At 58.8% G+C, this 16,540-nt stretch carries 14 protein-coding genes; 9 read left to right on the forward strand and 5 right to left on the reverse strand.

Annotated elements, in window-relative coordinates; genetic code table 11:
• The first annotated feature begins 72 nt into the window (after positions 1-72).
• Both KVG95_RS09215 and KVG95_RS09220 read left to right on the forward strand, forming a co-directional pair.
• Positions 73-1,311, forward strand: coding sequence for an acyl-CoA dehydrogenase family protein (locus KVG95_RS09215; RefSeq protein WP_217855860.1), 1,239 nt, complete (start codon positions 73-75; stop codon positions 1,309-1,311).
• A gap of 196 nt (positions 1,312-1,507) precedes the next feature.
• On the forward strand, positions 1,508-2,287 hold the full coding sequence (locus tag KVG95_RS09220; protein ID WP_217855863.1) for a TSUP family transporter: 780 nt from the start codon (positions 1,508-1,510) through the stop codon (positions 2,285-2,287).
• Here KVG95_RS09220 and nudC read toward each other — a convergent pair.
• The gene (gene nudC, locus KVG95_RS09225; protein WP_217855865.1) at positions 2,255-3,085 is read right to left on the reverse strand and encodes an NAD(+) diphosphatase; all 831 of its coding nucleotides are present in this window, start codon (positions 3,083-3,085) and stop codon (positions 2,255-2,257) included. The two genes, KVG95_RS09220 and nudC, sit on opposite strands and share 33 nt — an antisense overlap.
• Before the next feature lie 6 nt (positions 3,086-3,091).
• Positions 3,092-3,904, reverse strand: a complete 813-nt coding sequence (locus tag KVG95_RS09230; RefSeq protein WP_217855868.1) for a crotonase/enoyl-CoA hydratase family protein — start codon at positions 3,902-3,904, stop codon at positions 3,092-3,094.
• A 326-nt stretch (positions 3,905-4,230) separates the two neighbouring features.
• Between KVG95_RS09230 and pncA the strand changes: the two genes are divergently transcribed.
• The gene (pncA, locus tag KVG95_RS09235) at positions 4,231-4,860 is read left to right on the forward strand and encodes a bifunctional nicotinamidase/pyrazinamidase (RefSeq protein ID WP_123722664.1); all 630 of its coding nucleotides are present in this window, start codon (positions 4,231-4,233) and stop codon (positions 4,858-4,860) included.
• 64 nt (positions 4,861-4,924) lie between these two features.
• Here the strand turns inward: pncA and KVG95_RS09240 are convergent, their stop codons facing one another.
• Complete coding sequence (locus KVG95_RS09240; RefSeq protein ID WP_217855870.1) at positions 4,925-6,226, reverse strand: ATP-binding protein; 1,302 nt, start codon at positions 6,224-6,226, stop codon at positions 4,925-4,927.
• Between the two features lie 4 nt (positions 6,227-6,230).
• A complete protein-coding gene (locus tag KVG95_RS09245) occupies positions 6,231-6,932 on the reverse strand; it encodes a response regulator (RefSeq protein WP_052964682.1) in 702 nt (233 codons plus the stop codon).
• Positions 6,933-7,208: 276 nt separating this feature from the next.
• Between KVG95_RS09245 and KVG95_RS09250 the strand changes: the two genes are divergently transcribed.
• The 6 genes from KVG95_RS09250 (at position 7,209) to KVG95_RS09270 (ending at position 14,195) form a co-directional block, all read left to right on the forward strand.
• Entirely contained in the window at positions 7,209-8,366 is a 1,158-nt protein-coding gene (locus KVG95_RS09250) for an efflux RND transporter periplasmic adaptor subunit (RefSeq protein WP_217855873.1), read from the forward strand.
• Positions 8,367-8,381: 15 nt separating this feature from the next.
• The gene (locus KVG95_RS09255; protein WP_217855875.1) at positions 8,382-11,477 is read left to right on the forward strand and encodes a multidrug efflux RND transporter permease subunit; all 3,096 of its coding nucleotides are present in this window, start codon (positions 8,382-8,384) and stop codon (positions 11,475-11,477) included.
• Between the two features lie 192 nt (positions 11,478-11,669).
• Entirely contained in the window at positions 11,670-12,311 is a 642-nt protein-coding gene (locus KVG95_RS09260; RefSeq protein WP_052964679.1) for a DUF1345 domain-containing protein, read from the forward strand.
• A 144-nt stretch (positions 12,312-12,455) separates the two neighbouring features.
• Positions 12,456-13,331, forward strand: coding sequence for a hypothetical protein (locus tag KVG95_RS09265; protein WP_217855877.1), 876 nt, complete (start codon positions 12,456-12,458; stop codon positions 13,329-13,331).
• A 127-nt stretch (positions 13,332-13,458) separates the two neighbouring features.
• A complete protein-coding gene (locus KVG95_RS30020) occupies positions 13,459-13,590 on the forward strand; it encodes a hypothetical protein (protein ID WP_264082250.1) in 132 nt (43 codons plus the stop codon).
• 110 nt (positions 13,591-13,700) lie between these two features.
• Positions 13,701-14,195 (forward strand): hypothetical protein, encoded by a 495-nt coding sequence (locus tag KVG95_RS09270; protein ID WP_217855879.1) that lies wholly within the window; start codon positions 13,701-13,703, stop codon positions 14,193-14,195.
• A gap of 78 nt (positions 14,196-14,273) precedes the next feature.
• Here the strand turns inward: KVG95_RS09270 and KVG95_RS09275 are convergent, their stop codons facing one another.
• Positions 14,274-16,514 (reverse strand): autotransporter outer membrane beta-barrel domain-containing protein, encoded by a 2,241-nt coding sequence (locus tag KVG95_RS09275; RefSeq protein WP_217855881.1) that lies wholly within the window; start codon positions 16,512-16,514, stop codon positions 14,274-14,276.
• Positions 16,515-16,540 lie beyond the last annotated feature (26 nt).

Below are 16,540 nucleotides of genomic sequence, written 5' to 3' on the forward strand. Positions count from 1 at the left end.
CAAGGTCTGCGAGCTTCGGCATGGACCGTGCAATCCCCCACGGTATTCACTGTCGTCCCAAGGAGCTGTCCCATGACCGAACATCAAGTAATCAACCCGCTATCTACCGGCACGGATTATGAAGCGCTGGCCGCACGTTTTCGGCCGATCTTCCAACGCATCGCCGCCGGTGCCGTTGAGCGCGAACAAACCCGCAGCCTGCCTTACGAACCGATTCAATGGCTCAAGGACGCTGGCTTCGGCGCGGTTCGGGTGCCGGTTGAATACGGCGGTGGCGGCGCGTCCCTGCCGCAGTTGTTCGAATTGCTGATCGAACTGGCCGAAGCCGATTCCAACGTGCCCCAGGCCCTGCGCGGGCATTTCGCCTTTGCCGAGGATCGTTTGAACGCAGCGCCGGGACCGGCTAGGGATGTCTGGTTCAAACGCTTCGTGGAGGGCGACATCGTCGGTTGCGCCTGGACCGAAATCGGCAGCGTGGCGATCGGTGATGTGATCACCAAGGTTTCGCCCGACGGCGATCAGTGGCGGCTCAACGGCGAGAAGTTCTACAGCACCGGCAGCATTTTCTCTGACTGGATCGACGTCTATGCCCAACGCAGCGATACCGGCGGCGACGTGATTGCTGCCGTCCGCACACGCCAATCGGGAATTGTGCAGAGCGATGACTGGGACGGTTTCGGCCAGCGCACCACGGGCAGCGGCACCTCGCGATTTATCGATGCCGAAGTGGACGCCGAGAACATCATCGACTTCGCCACCCGCTTCAAATACCAGACGGCGTTTTATCAATTGGTGCTGTTGGCGACCCTGGCCGGAATTGGCCGCGCCGCATTGCGTGATGTGGCGCATCAGGTGCGCGAGCGTAAACGCATCTATAGCCACGGCAATGCACAGCGGGTCAGCGAAGATTCGCAAGTGCAGCAGGTGGTTGGTGAAGTGGCGGCGTGGGTGTATGCCGCCGAAGCCAGTGCCTTGAAGGCTGCGCAACCGGCGCAGCGGGCTTATCTGGCGCGGTTCTCCGGGGATAAAGCGCTGGAGCGTGCGGCGAATGTGGCAGCGGAGATTGAGTCGGCCAAGGCTCAGGTGGTGGTCTCGGAATTGATCCAGCGCGCGACCACGGGGCTGTTCAATGCCTTGGGCGCTTCGGATGTTCGTGAAGGCAAATCGCTGGATCGGCATTGGCGCAATGCGCGGACCGTGTCGTCGCACAATCCGGTGATCTACAAGGCGCGGATTGTCGGGGACTGGGCGATCAACGGGACTGAACCGCCGTTTGTTTGGCAGATTGGTAATGGGCCTGAGCGCAAGTGATGCGTCGTCGGGGCTGACGCCTTCGCGAGCAAGCCCGCTCCCACATTCGACCGAGTTCCTTCAGGGGAATGCGATTAAATGTGGGAGCGGGCTTGCTCGCGAAAGGGCCAGACCGGTCGCCGCAGAGTTTGGATATGGGTAAGATACCGGCCTTCCTCGCAGCCCTCTTCTGCGCCCTGCCGAATAAGCCCATTCCATGCCTTTCGAACTCAGCGTTGACCCCACTACCCTGGCCGTTCTGGCCCTCGTCGCTTTCATTGCCGGTTTCATCGACGCCATCGCCGGCGGTGGCGGCCTGTTGACCACTCCGGCGCTGCTGACCGCAGGCCTGCCGCCGCATCTGGTGCTGGGCACCAACAAACTCAGTTCGACCTTCGGCTCGGCCACTGCCAGTTTCACTTTCTATCGGCGCAAGCTGTTCCATCCTCGGCAATGGACGCACGCCATCGTCGGCACACTGGTGGGTGCACTCACCGGCGCGGTGGTCGCTCATTACTTGCCGGCGGAATGGCTGAACAAGATGCTGCCGGTGATCGTTTTCGCTTGCGGTCTTTATCTGTTGTTCGGCGGCACACCGAAGGCGCCGCTGGACAGCGACGCACCGATCAAGAAAAAATGGCAATCGACACAAGGCTTCAGCCTCGGTTTCTACGACGGCGTGGCCGGGCCGGGAACGGGGGCGTTCTGGACCGTCAGCAGCCTGCTGATGTACCCCATCGACCTGGTCAAGGCCAGCGGCGTGGCGCGCAGCATGAACTTCGTCAGCAACATCGCAGCGCTGTCGGTGTTCATATTTTCCGGGCAGGTGGACTGGATCATCGGCCTGAGCATGGGCCTGTCGGTGATGGTCGGCGCCTTCTTCGGCGCGCGCACCGCCATCAGCGGCGGTGCGAAATTCATTCGCCCGGTATTCATCACCGTGGTGCTCGGCTTGACCGTCCGGTTAGCTTGGCAGCACTGGTACAGCGTGGCCTAAGCGCCGTGCCACATAGACGTCGATCAGATAACGTGCAATCGAGCGTGACGCCGGCAATGGCGGCAGCTCGTGCACGTTGAACCACTGGGCGTCTTCGATCTCATCTTCCTGACAGACAATCTCGCCCCCGGCGTACTCGGCGTGAAAACCGAGCATCATCGAATGCGGGAACGGCCAGCACTGACTGCCCATGTACTGGATGTTCTTGACCTCGATCTGCACCTCTTCGCGGACCTCGCGAATCAGGCAATCCTCGGCCGACTCCCCCGGCTCGGCAAACCCCGCCAACGTGCTGTAGACGCCAGTGACAAAACGTGGCGATCGGGCCAGCAGAACCTCGTCGCCACGGGTCACCAGCACGATCATGCTCGGTGAAATGCGCGGATAGTGGCGTATATCACACGGCTCACAGTACATCGCCCGCTCACGCGGCACCTGGCTCATCACCTGCCCGCAATTGCCACAAAAACGATGTTCACGGGCCCAGGTACCGATTTGCGCGGCATAGCCTAGAACCTTGTAAACGGTGTGATCGCCCTCGAGCATGAACGCTCGCAAGCCTTTCCAGTTGCAGCCCGGTACTTCGCTGTGACTGCGCAACTCCAGCAGGTAGACCGGTTCGCCATCCAGGTGACCGATGCCATGCTCGGCGAGAATCGACAGGTCCTGACGCTTGAGCCATTCCCGTGGAAACAGCGCGCCATTGTCATCGAACAAAAAGCCTTCAGGGCTGCGGGCCACGGCCCAACCGCCGGGTTGATCGGTGTCCAGTACTGCAGTGGTCCAGCGTGAAATCATGTTTAATCAATCCAGAAATTCGGGTTTCTGTTTGCTCATATGGGCGGCCATAGCCACGCGCAGATCGGTAGATTGCAGCATGGCGGCGTTCCAGGTGGCGACGTATTCGAGGCCGTCGTCGATGCGATGGTCACGCATGTAGCTGATCATCTCTTTGGTGCCGGTGATAGCAATCGGCGACTTGCCGGCGATTTCACGGGCTATGCCCATCACGCCTTCAAGCAGGCTGGTGGTATCGCTGTAGACGCGATTGACCAGGCCGATGGTGCGCGCTTCGTCGGCGCCAAAGGTGCGACCAGTGTAAGCCAGTTCACGCAGCATGCCGTCACCGATTATCCGTGGCAAGCGTTGCAAAGTGCCCACATCGGCTGCCATGCCGATGTCGATTTCCTTGATGGAAAATTGCGCGTCCTCGGCGGCGTAACGCATGTCGCAGGCTGAAATCAGGTCGATGGCGCCGCCTAGGCAATAACCCTGAATCGCCGCCAGCACCGGTTTGCGGCAGTTGTCGACGGCATTGAACGACGCTTGCAGTGCAAGGATCTTGCGCCGTAGCAGGCGCGCATTGCGGCCGACATCCTTACCCAGCTCATTGGCCACACCGGCCAGCATCATCAGGTCGATGCCGGAAGAAAAGTGCTTGCCGGCACCGCTGATTACCACCACCCGCACTTCATCGGTGTCATCGATCCACTGGAAAATCTCGATGATCTCGCTCCAGAACGCGGCGTTCATCGAATTGATCTTTTCTGGACGGTTGATCTGCACATGGGCGATGTTATCGGCCAGTTCGACGCTGAAGGCGGTGTATTGAGACATGGCAGTGATCCTTTACCGGGCAGAATATGAGGCCCGAACTATAACAAGGCATCAGTGCCGGCAGTAAGGCAGCGGTTCGGCCAAATGCGGGACTGGCTTATGGATCTTTAGTGTTTGGGCCGGCCCCTTCGCGAGCAAGCCCGCTCCCACAGGAGGATTGGGAGCGCCCCGGATTCAATGTGGGAGCGGGCTTGCTCGCGAAGGCCGCACCTCCGATCCAACTGCCTTTCACTACCACAAACGCAGCCACTTCATGAAACCGACTTAGCGCACGAGCAAAGTTGTCACTATGCTTGCCCCTGACTTTCCAAGGAGGACCCCCACCCATGCCAATTTCTTCACGAGCAGCCTTGCTGGTTATCGACGTACAGAACGACTTCATCCCCGGCGGTCAATTACCGGTGCCGGAGGGCGACCTGATCGTGCCCTTGATTAACCGACTCGGCCGCCAGTTCAAACAGGTCATCATCGCCCAGGACTGGCACCCGCCTGGCCACGCCTCATTCGCTTCCAGCCACCCCGGTCGCAAGCCTTATGACGTGATTCAGTTGCCTTACGGCGAGCAGACACTTTGGCCTGAGCATTGCGTGCGAGCCACACCCGGCGCCGAGTTCCACGCGGAACTGGACCTGCCCCACGCACAACTGATCATCCGCAAGGGCTGCAATCCGGACATCGACAGTTATTCGGCGTTTCTGGAAGCGGATCGAACCACGACCACAGGCTTGGCCGGATACCTTAAAGAGCGCGGCATCGACACGGTTTACATGGTCGGGCTGGCACTGGATTTCTGCGTGATGTTCTCCGCGCTGGACGCGCGGGCGGCGGGGTTCAATGCGTTTGTGGTGGTGGATGCGTGTCGGGCGATTGATCTGGATGGATCGCTGGCGGCAGCAATCGACCGGATGCAGGTGGCTGGGGTCGGGTTGATTCCATCAACCGAAATACTCGGCTGAACGGTGACTGGTAATGCCCTGTGGCGAGGGGGCTTGCCCCCTCGCCACAGGGGTTTCGCAAGATTCAGGCGGGGGTCGGCAACCACAACCTGAACCGCGCCCCCCCCAGCGGCGACGGTTGCGCAGTAAGTGTGCCGCCCTGTGCTTCCAGCGCCCGGCGGCTGATCGCCAACCCCAACCCGAAGCCGCCAGTCGCCCGATCCCGACTACGATCCAGCCGATAAAACGGCTCGAAAATCCGCTCCCGCTCCTCCTCTGGAATGCCGATGCCATCATCATCCACCCAGATCTCACAGCCCTTGGCGCACACCTGCACACCGATCTGAATCCGTTTTTCGCAATAGCGCATGGCGTTGCGCAGCAGGTTCTGGATAGCTCGGGCGGTCAGTCGCGGGTCCAGCGAGAAGCGTTCGAGCTGGCCGTTAAGCAGCACATCAATGACGATTTCCGGGGATTCCAGTTCTTCGTCGACACTGCCGAGGATGCTGTCGATGAATTCATCCAGCGACACGTCGACCTGTTCCGGCAGCCGCGCCGGGTTTTGCAGTCGGCTGTAGGACAGCAGTTCCAGCACCAACTCATCCAGTTCGCGAATGTGCGCGACCAAGCCTTGCAGACGTTCGCGGCTGGTGGCCGGCAAGTCGTCGGACAGCGCCAGGGCCAGGCCGAAATCCAGCCGCGTCAGTGGCGTGCGCAATTCGTGGGACACGGCGTTGAGCAGATCGCGTTGCTGGTTGAGCAGGTTTTCGATGTCGCCAGCCATGGTGTCGAACACGTGGGCCAGGCTACCGATGTTGGAGCTGGAGGAAATCTGCGTGCGCTCGCTCAAGTGGCCCTTGCCGAAGCGTTCGGCCGTGCCTTTGAGACGTTCCAGGTCGCGCCAGTGCGGGCGCAACCACAGCAACAGGCACGCGAGCATGGTCGCGCCGATCAGTACGTTGATGCTCCAGTACAACCAGCTGACGTCCGTCGGGTCCGGCGGCACGACCATTTCCACGACCATCTGCTCGTTCAACGGCGTCACGGCCAAGGTGCGCCAGCCCCAGTCGCCGATGCGCACGACGTTTTCCCCACGCTGCAAGCGCGCACGTTCATCCAGGGTAAATTCGGCGTCGTCGTTGCGGGCCAGCACGATGTGCAACGGCTGGAATTCCTTGTCCATCTCGGCCGCCAATGCCGGCCACTGCTCAATCGGCACCGCGCGAAACTGCTTGACGATCAGCGTTTGTAACCCTCGGGAGTAATCGAGGTTGTAGGTGACAAAACGCTCATGGAAGACCTGGATCACCAAGTCCGGCACCAAATAAATCGCGGCGCTGAACGAGACGATGGTCACCAGATAGAGGCGAAACAGGATTCTGAACATCGACTCAGCATTCCCACTCGGAGCGGCTGAACAAGTAACCCTTGCCCCATACGGTTTTGATCTTGCGCGCCTCGCCGGCGTGGTCGTCGAACTTGCGCCGCAGCTTGGAAATGGCCACGTCCACCGAGCGGTCGGTGCCGTTGAATTCGATACCGCGCAAGCGTTGCAAAATTTGATCGCGGCTGAGCACTTCGCCGGCATGCCGGGCCAGCACCACCAGCAAGTTGTATTCACCACTGGACAGCTCGACCAGTTGTTCGCGCCAGGTCACGGTGCGCTCGGACAGGTCGATGCACAGATTGCCCATGAGAATGCGGTCGTTGGCGGTCAGCGGTTCGCTGAGACTGCTACGGCGCAGCAAGGTGCGCACCCGGGCCAGCAACACCCGTGGTTCGCAGGGTTTGGTGACGTAGTCGTCGGCGCCCATCTCCAGGCCCAGCACCTGATCGTGGCTGTCGTCGCGGGCGGTGAGCATCAGGATCGGCAAAGTTGCCGAATCGGCTCGCAGCAAGCGGCAGACCTGCAACCCATCGAGCCCCGGCAGCATCAGATCAAGAATCACCAAGTCCGGAGGATTGACCCGCGCCCGTTCGCGCACATGATCGCCACGGCTGATCACGCTGACGCAATAGCCGTTGCGTTCCAGGTAGCTGGCAATCAGTTCGGAGAGCGCGGTGTCGTCTTCGACCAGGAGGATGTTGGGCATGGGGTGTTTCCAGAAAGTGCAGTGGCGCCTGTCAGGGCCTCTTCGCGAGCAAGCCCGCTCCCATTTGATCTTCAGTGCGACACAGATCCAGTGTGGGAGCGGGCTTGCTCGCGAAGGCGGCATGACAGGCGCAAAGGAATCAAGCCGCCAAGGATATACGCCCTCACGCTCGCGCGAGCAAAACCCTTACACAATTTCACACAGCGCCTACAAAGCTTCACCGCTTGCCTCGCCGCCCCCCCGTAGGATACGGGAGGTCATTATTGGGGTATTTACATGTCAAAGAATCTGCTTGCCCGGCTCAGCCTGATTGCACTGGCGTTGACGCTGAGCGCCTGTGACCAGTCCTCGACCGCCGAAGAACAGGCGCCGCTGGCCACCGTGCGGATCGAAACTATCCAGGCCCGGCCGCTGTCGATCAGCAGCGAACTGAGCGGGCGGATTGTCGCGCCACGCATCGCCGAAGTGCGCGCCCGTGTGGCCGGCGTGGTGCTGCAGCAGGCCTTCCGTGAAGGCAGCGATGTAAAAAAAGGCGACGTTCTGTTCCGTATCGACCCGGCGCCGTTCAAGGCAGACCTGGACAGCGCCGAAGCCGCATTGCGCAAGGCCGAGGCCAATGCGTTCCAGGCCAGACTGCAAGAGCAGCGCTATGCCCAGTTGATTGAAGGCAACGCCATCAGCGGCCAGGATTACGACAATGCTCGCGCCAGTGCCCGGCAGACCGCCGCCGATGTCGCCGCCAACAAAGCCGCCGTGGAGCGGGCGAAACTGAACCTGGGTTACGCCACCGTCACCGCACCGATTTCCGGGCGCATCGGCCGAGCGCTGGTAACCGAAGGCGCGCTGGTTGGGCAGAACGAAACCACGCCGCTGGCACTGATTCAGCAGTTGAACCCGATCCACGCGGACCTGACGCAATCGACCCGTGAACTCAACGACCTGCGTCGCGCGTTCCGTTCCGGCAAGTTAAAGGAAGTGGGCCAAGGTCAGGCCAAAGCCACGTTGATTCAGGACGACGGCAGCCTCTATCCATTGCCGGGCAAATTGCTGTTCACCGACATCACCGTCGACCCGGGCACTGGTCAGATCATTCTGCGCAGCGAGTTCCCCAACCCGGACCTCGACTTGCTGCCGGGCAGCTTCGTTCGTGTGCGTCTGGAGCAAGCGTTCATTCAGCAAGGCATCAGCGTGCCGCAACGGGCCATCCAGCGTGACAGCGCCGGCATCGCCCAAGTGCTGCTGCTCGACGCCGAGCAGCGTGTTGGCCAGCAACCGGTCGAACTGGGCACGGTGCAGAACGATCGCTGGATCGTCACCCACGGTCTCAAGCCCGGCGACCGCATCGTCACTGAAGGCCTGCAACATGCGCGCCCCGGTGAAAAAGTCCAGATAGATGACACCCCTCTTCCACTTGCCCAGGTTTCTGGTCAGTAAGCAGGACGCTTTTTTATGCCGCAGTTCTTTATCGACCGCCCGGTGTTCGCTTGGGTGATCGCCTTGTTCATCCTGCTGGCCGGTGCGCTGGCCATTGTGCAGTTGCCGGTGGCGCAGTACCCGAACGTTGCGCCGCCGAAAGTCGAAATCTATGCCACCTACCCGGGCGCTTCGGCGCAGACCGTGGACGAAAGCGTGGTCAGCCTGATCGAGGAAGAGCTCAACGGCGCCGATCATCTGCTGTATTTCGAATCCCAGAGCAGCCTCGGCAGCGCCACCATCACCGCGACGTTCCAGCCAGGCACTGACCCGGAAATGGCGCAGGTCGATGTGCAAAACCGTCTAAAGGTTGTCGAGTCGCGCTTGCCGCAAGCGGTGACTCAACAGGGCTTGCAGGTGGAGAAAGTCTCCGCAGGTTTCCTGCTGTTGATCACTCTCACCTCCAGTGACGGCAAGCTCGACGACGTGGCGCTCAGCGATTACCTCGCGCGCAACGTGATGAATGAGATCAAGCGTCTGGACGGCGTCGGCAAGGCCCAGTTGTACGGTGCCGAACGGGCGATGCGGATCTGGATCGATCCACAGAAGCTGATCGGCTTCAACCTGACCCCGGCCGATGTCAACGCCGCCATCGTCGCGCAGAATGCGCAGGTTTCCGCGGGCAGCATCGGCGACCTACCGACTCGCACCACGCAGGAAATCACCGCGACCATTCTGGTCAAAGGTCAATTGTCGACGCCTGAAGAGTTCGCCGACATCGTGCTCAAGGCCAATCCTGACGGCTCCACGGTGCGCATCGGCGATGTGGCGCGGGTAGAGATCGGCAGCCAGGAATACCAGTTTTCCACCCGCCTGAACGGCAAACCGTCGACCGCCGTCAGCGTGCAACTGTCGCCAGGCGCCAATGCCCTGAGCACCGCGACGCTGGTGCGGGCGAAGATGGATGAACTGGCGCGCTATTTCCCGGCCAGCGTCGAATACAAGATTCCGTACGACACCTCGCCCTTCGTCAAAGTCTCGATCACCAAAGTGGTCTATACACTCGCCGAGGCGATGGTACTGGTGTTTGCGGTGATGTTCCTGTTCCTGCAGAACATGCGCTACACGCTGATTCCGACGCTGGTGGTGCCGGTGGCGCTGATGGGCACTTTCGCGACCATGCTCGCGCTGGGTTTCTCGATCAACGTGCTGACCATGTTCGGCATGGTGCTGGCCATCGGCATTCTGGTGGACGACGCGATTGTGGTGGTGGAGAACGTCGAGCGGATCATGGCCACCGAGGGCCTGTCACCCAAGGACGCGACGCGCAAGGCGATGAAGCAGATCACCGGGGCGATCATCGGCATCACCCTGGTGCTGGTGGCGGTGTTCATTCCGATGGCGTTCATGCAGGGCTCGGTCGGGGTGATTTACCGGCAGTTCTCACTGTCGATGGCCACGTCGATTCTGTTCTCGGCGTTCCTCGCCCTGACCTTGACCCCGGCGCTGTGCGCGACACTGCTCAAGCCGATTGCCAAGGGCGAGCATCACGCCAAGGGCGGCTTCTTCGGCTGGTTCAACCGACGCTTCGAACAACTGACCGAGCGCTATCAGGGTTGGGTCGCCTACGCGCTGAAACGCACCGGTCGTTACCTGTTGATCTACGGCGTGCTGCTGATCGGTCTGGGGCTGTGCTTCAGTCGTCTGCCCTCCTCGTTCCTGCCGGTGGAAGACCAGGGTTACACCATTACCGACATTCAACTGCCACCGGGCGCGAGCAAGAATCGCACGGTGCAGGTGGTCGAGCAGATCGAAGCGCACAACGCCACTGAACCGGGCGTTGGCGACAGCACGGTGATTCTCGGCTTCAGCTTCTCCGGCAGCGGGCAGAACGCCGCGCTGGCGTTCACCACGCTCAAGGATTGGTCGGATCGCGGCAGCGATGATTCGGCGAGTTCGATTGCCGACCGCGCCAACATCGCCCTCAGTCAGATCAAGGACGCCATGGCCTTTGCGGTATTGCCGCCGCCGGTCGATGGCCTCGGCACTTCCAGTGGTTTCGAGTTCCGCCTGCAAGACCGTGGCGGCCTCGGTCATGCCACGCTGATGCAGGCACGCAGCCAATTGCTGGCCGCCGCCGAGAAGAGCCCGGTGTTGATGAACGTACGCGAAAGCGCCCTGGCCGAAGCGCCGCAGGTCCAACTGGAAGTGGACCGCAAGCAAGCCAACGCCTTGGGCATTTCGTTTGCCGACATTGGCAACGTATTGTCCACGGCGGTCGGGTCGGCCTACATCAACGACTTCCCCAATCAGGGAAGGATGCAACGGGTGGTGGTTCAGGCTGAAGGTGATCGACGCAGTCAGGTCGACGATCTGTTGAAGATTCACGTGCGTAACGACGCAGGGAAAATGGTGCCATTGTCGGCCTTCGTCCGGGCCAACTGGACCCAGGGTCCGGCGCAGTTGACCCGTTACAACGGTTACCCGGCTATCAGTATTTCCGGCGAACCGGCAACGGGTTACAGCACCGGCGAAGCCATGGCTGAAATCGAACGGCTGGTGGCGCAAGGCCCGGCCGGGCTGGGTCAGGAATGGACCGGGTTGTCGTTGCAGGAACGCTTGTCCGGCAGCCAGGCACCGATTCTGCTCGGGCTGTCGCTGCTGATCGTGTTCCTGTGTCTGGCGGCGCTGTACGAGAGTTGGTCGATTCCGACATCGGTGTTGCTGGTGGTGCCGCTGGGTGTACTCGGTGCAGTGTTGGCGGTGACTTTGCGCGGGATGCCCAACGATGTGTTCTTCAAGGTCGGGCTGATCACCATCATCGGTCTCTCGGCGAAAAACGCGATCCTGATCATCGAGTTCGCCAAAAGCCTGTACGACGAAGGCCATGACCTGATCGACGCCACATTGCAGGCCGCACGTCTGCGTCTTCGCCCCATCGTGATGACCTCGCTGGCGTTCATCCTTGGTGTGGTGCCGCTGGCAATTGCCACCGGCGCCAGCTCCGCGAGCCAGCAAGCCATCGGCACCGGGGTGATTGGCGGGATGATCACCGCGACCCTGGCAGTAGTGTTCGTACCGGTGTTCTTTGTGGTGGTGATGAAGCTGGTGCTCAAACGCAAGAACATCTAACCAACAACACCAATCATCTGTGGGAGCGGGCTTGCTCGCGAAAGGGCCGTCACATTCAACATTGATGTTGACTGACACGCCGCCTTCGCGAGCAAGCCCGCTCCCACATTTGATCCCATTGGATTCAGCTTTGTGGTCACAACGGACAACGCTGGGCTAAGGTGTTTGCACACCCTGGCCCATCGAGTTCCCATGCCCCTACTCGCCCGCACCCACCCTCGCCTGTCCGCCGCTGCCACACTCGGCGTCGCGGTAGGCATTCTGGCTCCGGCCGATTCGATCCTCGGCAAAATCCTCATCGGCTGGAACGCCGGCGTCTGGACCTATCTGGTACTGATGCTCTGGCTGACCATGCGGGCCAAGGCCCCGGACGTCAAACGCATTGCCGAGGTCGAGGACGAAAACGCCGGTCTGGTGTTGCTGCTGGTGTGCATCGCGGCACTGGCCAGCCTGGGCACCATCACTTTCGAACTCGCCGGCAGCAGAGACCTGGAAACCACCCGCAAACTGCTGCGCTACGGTTTCACCGCGCTGACCGTAATCGGTTCATGGCTGCTGATCGGGGTGATTTTCAGCGTGCACTATGCCCGGTTGTATTACACCTGGAACGGCAAGGAACCGGCGCTGCGTTTTGCCGAAGATTTGAAAACCCCTAATTATTGGGACTTCCTGTATTTCTCGTTCACCATTGGTGTGGCGGTGCAGACGGCCGACGTCGGAGTAGCGACGCGGGATCTGCGCAAAATCGTATTGGCGCAGTCGTTGATCGGGTTTGTGTTCAATACGGCGATTTTGGGGTTTTCGATCAATATTGCGGCAGGGTTGTTTGGCTGAAACTGATTGTGCGCAAACTTCAAAGCGGCGGTTACCCCTATCAACTCTGACAGTTACGCTGGTTGCTCATAGCTCTTACGCTGTGGTTTTCCACTGGTACTTAGTGGATTACCAAACGGCTCAAGGGCCAAGGAGCACAGAGTGATGGACAACCAAATTCCCTACCAGACAACCGGCACCCTGTCGGCCAGCATTGGCTACTTCGACGAACATTTCGAAGGATCGAGTGACTTCGCCATCGTGAAGTATCCTGAGCGGTTTTATGTCAAGGCACGTATGGACCTGCCCGATGGTAATTGGCGATACATTTCGATGTATTTACCCGCCAGCATTCCCGATGATGGATCGAAGTTTGACTTGTCACTCGTGATGAACCCGGATTTGATAACTCAAGCCCGGGCAAACTACGAACAATTTTCGCCTGAAGGCGGAAACCAATGGGGGTCAGCGTCCGGCCAACTCAGAATGAGTTACAACTGGAAAACGGCCCAAATGGAAGGTGATTTTCAGTTCGAGTCCAGGGCTGGCTCCCCAGCGATTGAGGTCAGTGCCGGTGAGTTCGATCTGACGGGGATCACCGACGGCGTCAAGTACAATGGCACGCTCACCGGTAGCGGAACGTTCCAGGCCGCCAGCCAGGAGTGGGGCCCCTTCAATGCCGACGTAGTGAGCATTGAATATAAAGAGATCCCCTTTGATCCAGTCGGTTACTGGGAGATCGTCGGCCGCATGAGCATCGACGATGCCATCCCACCGACCCAATCCCATATTGCGCTATTTATCAAAACAAACGTGGAGGGGAAAGAGCACCAGTTAAAGGACAACAATGACGTTTGGGTCACTTACTTCAGGCCAGACCACGGCGGGTTCTTTCAAGCCATCAAGGGTAGCCTCTCGTTCAAATCGCTGCCCGGAACAGGCCATGCCGAAGGTACGTTGATTGCGTATTTTAACGAGGAAGGGAAGGATATTCTGGTAAACGGCGAGTTCCATATTGAAGACAACGTCCCCAAATTCTGATGCCCACCGCCTCAATAAACCGTCAGCCCCAGGCCGGCGGTTTTGCCCTTCCCCGCATAAACCTTCCAGACACTCTCCCCCTACCATACGCTAATCTGCCCCTTACTCTTCCTCCTCGCAGATTCCCATGCCCAATCACATCTGGATCGATCTGGCCCGGGACGCCGACATAGGCATCGAGGCCCGGTACGCGCATTTCAGCTATCTGATCGGCGTCACCGCAGCCCCGGATAAAAGTCACACTAGTGAGGTTTTGTAAACTAGCAAGTCTGTGAGTTTACAGGGCAGCCCCCTTAGCGCTTTGATACGTCATCCCGGAAGTTGTCTTTAATAGCGGGATATCTTGTCATGACTATGGAGACCGTATTGATGAACATGATCACGCAAAAATTCAGACCATCAGTGAACGTCGGCACCTGCATCGGGACGATCAACACCACGGAAGCGTATAACGCAGGTCTGGTGGAGTTCGAGGAGAAGGTCTTTCCACCACTCCATAACGCCGCTTACGTTATGTTTGCGCGGCAACGCTCTGGAGAACCGAATTTTACGACGAAAGAAATCACACTTTCCTTTTCAAAGGGGTTAAGCAATGGCACCTACGATTTGACGCCGCAAGCGCATACTGTCCGGCTTACCTTCGCTGACAATAGTGATCCCGCCAACCCTGTTATTTACACCCAAAGCGGGGGAACGGCCGAGTGGCAATATAATGCCGTCACCGAGGTTTTTTCCGGAACGTTGAAAAGTGCTGTTGTTGAAAACCACGACAATGACGAACCTAAAGCATTAACGATTGATGTGACATTTTTGGTTAGGAAAAAAAATAGTGCACCCTCCAGCCGTTTGCGCGCCGCTCGGTAATTGCATAACCGATTGATAAAACAGTCATAGTAAAAAAGGAAGCGCGAGCTTCCTTTTTACATTACTTAGCAGGAGTATTTACCACTCGTAACGAACGCCAAGGTTGACCCCAAAAGGCTGTTCAAAATTTCGACCGCTGCTGTAGTCGAAGTCGGCGTGTATATGGAGTTTTTTCGTCATGGCGACGGCAACCCCAGTACCCAACTCAACCCGAGAACCGGACAGATCATTATTAAAGACATTGTTGTTGACCTGAACTTCATTGCTCTTCGCGAACTCGTGAGCCCAAGCGGCCCGCAGGTATGGCTGTATCACACGTCCCTGTTCGAGCGGGATATTCCGCCCTGCGGTAGCCCCCACCTTACCGATAAAGGAACGCGTGCGATCCCCTTCAGCTTGCAAATCGTTGTCCAGGGAAAAGTCCTTGCCCTGAATGACCACCGCGGACCATTGAGTGAAAGGTTCAAGGAAGTTGCCATTGGCGAAGCTGATATGGCGTCCGAACTCAATGGAACCTCCAAGGCCTGAGTTGTCATAGTCGCCCTTGGCCCGGGCTCCATCGCTCAAACCGACTTTCGCTTCATTGCGAAAACGGTTGGCCTTCAACACACCGTCGAAATAATAACCGTTTTGGGGATCGAGCCAGGTGGCGTAAGTGCCCAGGTAGTAACTGTCCACACGCCCTGAGGTACCAGCGTTCAGGTCAAGGTCGGATTTGCTGTGACCGCCCATCACACCTATTAGCCATTGGCCGTCTCCGACAGGCAACGGCGCATCTGCACCCAAGGTGAAACCTCGTTGGGTTTGCTGGTAACCGACACCCGAGCCATCGGCGATGTTGTACTTGTTAGCGTATGTGCGGCCCCAAGCACCCGCTTTACCGCCATTGAAACGCAACTCTCCCATACGGGTGCGCAACGAGGTCAACTCGCCTAACCATACAGTCGATGCCGTATTGAAGAGTGCAAGCACCGAACGTGCGCCCGGACTGACCGTGCGAGTGCTCGGATCAAGTATCCAGTCGTTGCCACTTTTTTCCAGCCCGTAGGAATAGGTCCCAAGATCGACCGCTTTACCCAGGAAGAATTGCGCATCTCCTCCCCCTGTCTGAACCACGCGAATCGGGCCGGCGGGATCAACACCACTGCTCGTAATAAACAATTCATGACGACCAGTGGCGGTCCCCGTGACGTTCAGCAAATCGGTCTCGCCCGTAGAGAGATTTGTGCCCATCACAAACCTGCCATTACCCGACAAATTGGTCACGTTCAATTGATAGAAGGCATTGTCAGCACCAAATATCACCGAGCCGCCATTGTTGAGAGTGAGCGTGCCAACGTTGCTGTTATCCACCAGAACCCATCTGGAACTGTCATTGATGGTGGCGCTGGCCACATTTTCCAGGCGGCCGGTCAAGACTGAATCGTTCTCCAGGATCAGTTGGGTGGAACTGCCTTGCTCGGTAACGATGTTGCCGGTCAACGTACTGCCATTAACGGTCATGGTGGTATTGGCACCGCCTTTCACATCCAGCAGCGTATCGTTGCCTGCCAGCAAGCGAGAATTGTTCAGCGAAATGGTTGCCGTCGAAGTCGCGGCGTTGGCAAAGTCAACCAGGATCGCCGAACCGGTATTACCCTGAACGGTGGTGTTTTCAATGGCCAATACGGCGGGTTGAACGTCATTCGGGTCAAGATCGATGAGTACACCGTTTTGCCCGCCAACGATCGTGCTGCTCCTGGCCGCGGCCTGGCCACTGCGCAACCGAAGCCCGTAACTCGTGGCACCGGTGCCTTGAATGGTTGAGTCGGTAACGTCCAGGGAGCTGTAGGCACTGACCAAGGCGCCACCCGAGACACCGCTAATGGTGCTGTCGGTCACGGTAACCCTGGAGCCGGTCTGAGTAGCAATATTACGAACGGCCTGCAGTCCTACGCGATTACCGGTAATGGTGCTGTTATCAATAGTGGCGTCACTGTTGCTCAGCAAGACAGCTGCAAGGCCACCGATGCCTGAAACAGTCGCCCCGCTCAGATTGACGCTCGAACCATTGCTGGCCGAAATCTGCTGAGTCGTGCCACCGGTGTTTACATTGAGTGTCGAACTGTTGGAGGTGATACTGAGCGTCTGCGCGCCATTGACTGTCAGCGTCGCATTCTGGCTAAGGTCCCAGCTTTCCGGTGTCCCGCCATTAATAGTTACATTTCCTCCAACGACGGGCGCCGCGGTTGCAAATGAAGTGAAGCATGCCAGTAGCGAGGGGCACAGCAATGTACACCTGGACGCATTCCTGGAAAAAAATAAAAATTTGCCTCGCATAGTAGACACCTACCTGAAAAAAACTC

The organism is Pseudomonas farris (assembly GCF_019145235.1).
Classification (GTDB): domain Bacteria; phylum Pseudomonadota; class Gammaproteobacteria; order Pseudomonadales; family Pseudomonadaceae; genus Aquipseudomonas; species Aquipseudomonas farris.

Excerpts from the sequence above, each read along its gene's own strand:
- KVG95_RS09215 (WP_217855860.1), top strand. The coding sequence starts at position 73 with ATGACCGAACATCAAGTAATCAACCCGCTATCTACCGGCACGGATTAT.
- KVG95_RS09220 (WP_217855863.1), top strand. The coding sequence starts at position 1,508 with ATGCCTTTCGAACTCAGCGTTGACCCCACTACCCTGGCCGTTCTGGCC.
- nudC (WP_217855865.1), bottom strand. The coding sequence starts at position 3,085 with ATGATTTCACGCTGGACCACTGCAGTACTGGACACCGATCAACCCGGC.
- KVG95_RS09230 (WP_217855868.1), bottom strand. The coding sequence starts at position 3,904 with ATGTCTCAATACACCGCCTTCAGCGTCGAACTGGCCGATAACATCGCC.
- pncA (WP_123722664.1), top strand. The coding sequence starts at position 4,231 with ATGCCAATTTCTTCACGAGCAGCCTTGCTGGTTATCGACGTACAGAAC.
- KVG95_RS09240 (WP_217855870.1), bottom strand. The coding sequence starts at position 6,226 with ATGTTCAGAATCCTGTTTCGCCTCTATCTGGTGACCATCGTCTCGTTC.
- KVG95_RS09245 (WP_052964682.1), bottom strand. The coding sequence starts at position 6,932 with ATGCCCAACATCCTCCTGGTCGAAGACGACACCGCGCTCTCCGAACTG.
- KVG95_RS09250 (WP_217855873.1), top strand. The coding sequence starts at position 7,209 with ATGTCAAAGAATCTGCTTGCCCGGCTCAGCCTGATTGCACTGGCGTTG.
- KVG95_RS09255 (WP_217855875.1), top strand. The coding sequence starts at position 8,382 with ATGCCGCAGTTCTTTATCGACCGCCCGGTGTTCGCTTGGGTGATCGCC.
- KVG95_RS09260 (WP_052964679.1), top strand. The coding sequence starts at position 11,670 with ATGCCCCTACTCGCCCGCACCCACCCTCGCCTGTCCGCCGCTGCCACA.
- KVG95_RS09265 (WP_217855877.1), top strand. The coding sequence starts at position 12,456 with ATGGACAACCAAATTCCCTACCAGACAACCGGCACCCTGTCGGCCAGC.
- KVG95_RS30020 (WP_264082250.1), top strand. The coding sequence starts at position 13,459 with ATGCCCAATCACATCTGGATCGATCTGGCCCGGGACGCCGACATAGGC.
- KVG95_RS09270 (WP_217855879.1), top strand. The coding sequence starts at position 13,701 with ATGAACATGATCACGCAAAAATTCAGACCATCAGTGAACGTCGGCACC.
- KVG95_RS09275 (WP_217855881.1), bottom strand. The coding sequence starts at position 16,514 with ATGCGAGGCAAATTTTTATTTTTTTCCAGGAATGCGTCCAGGTGTACA.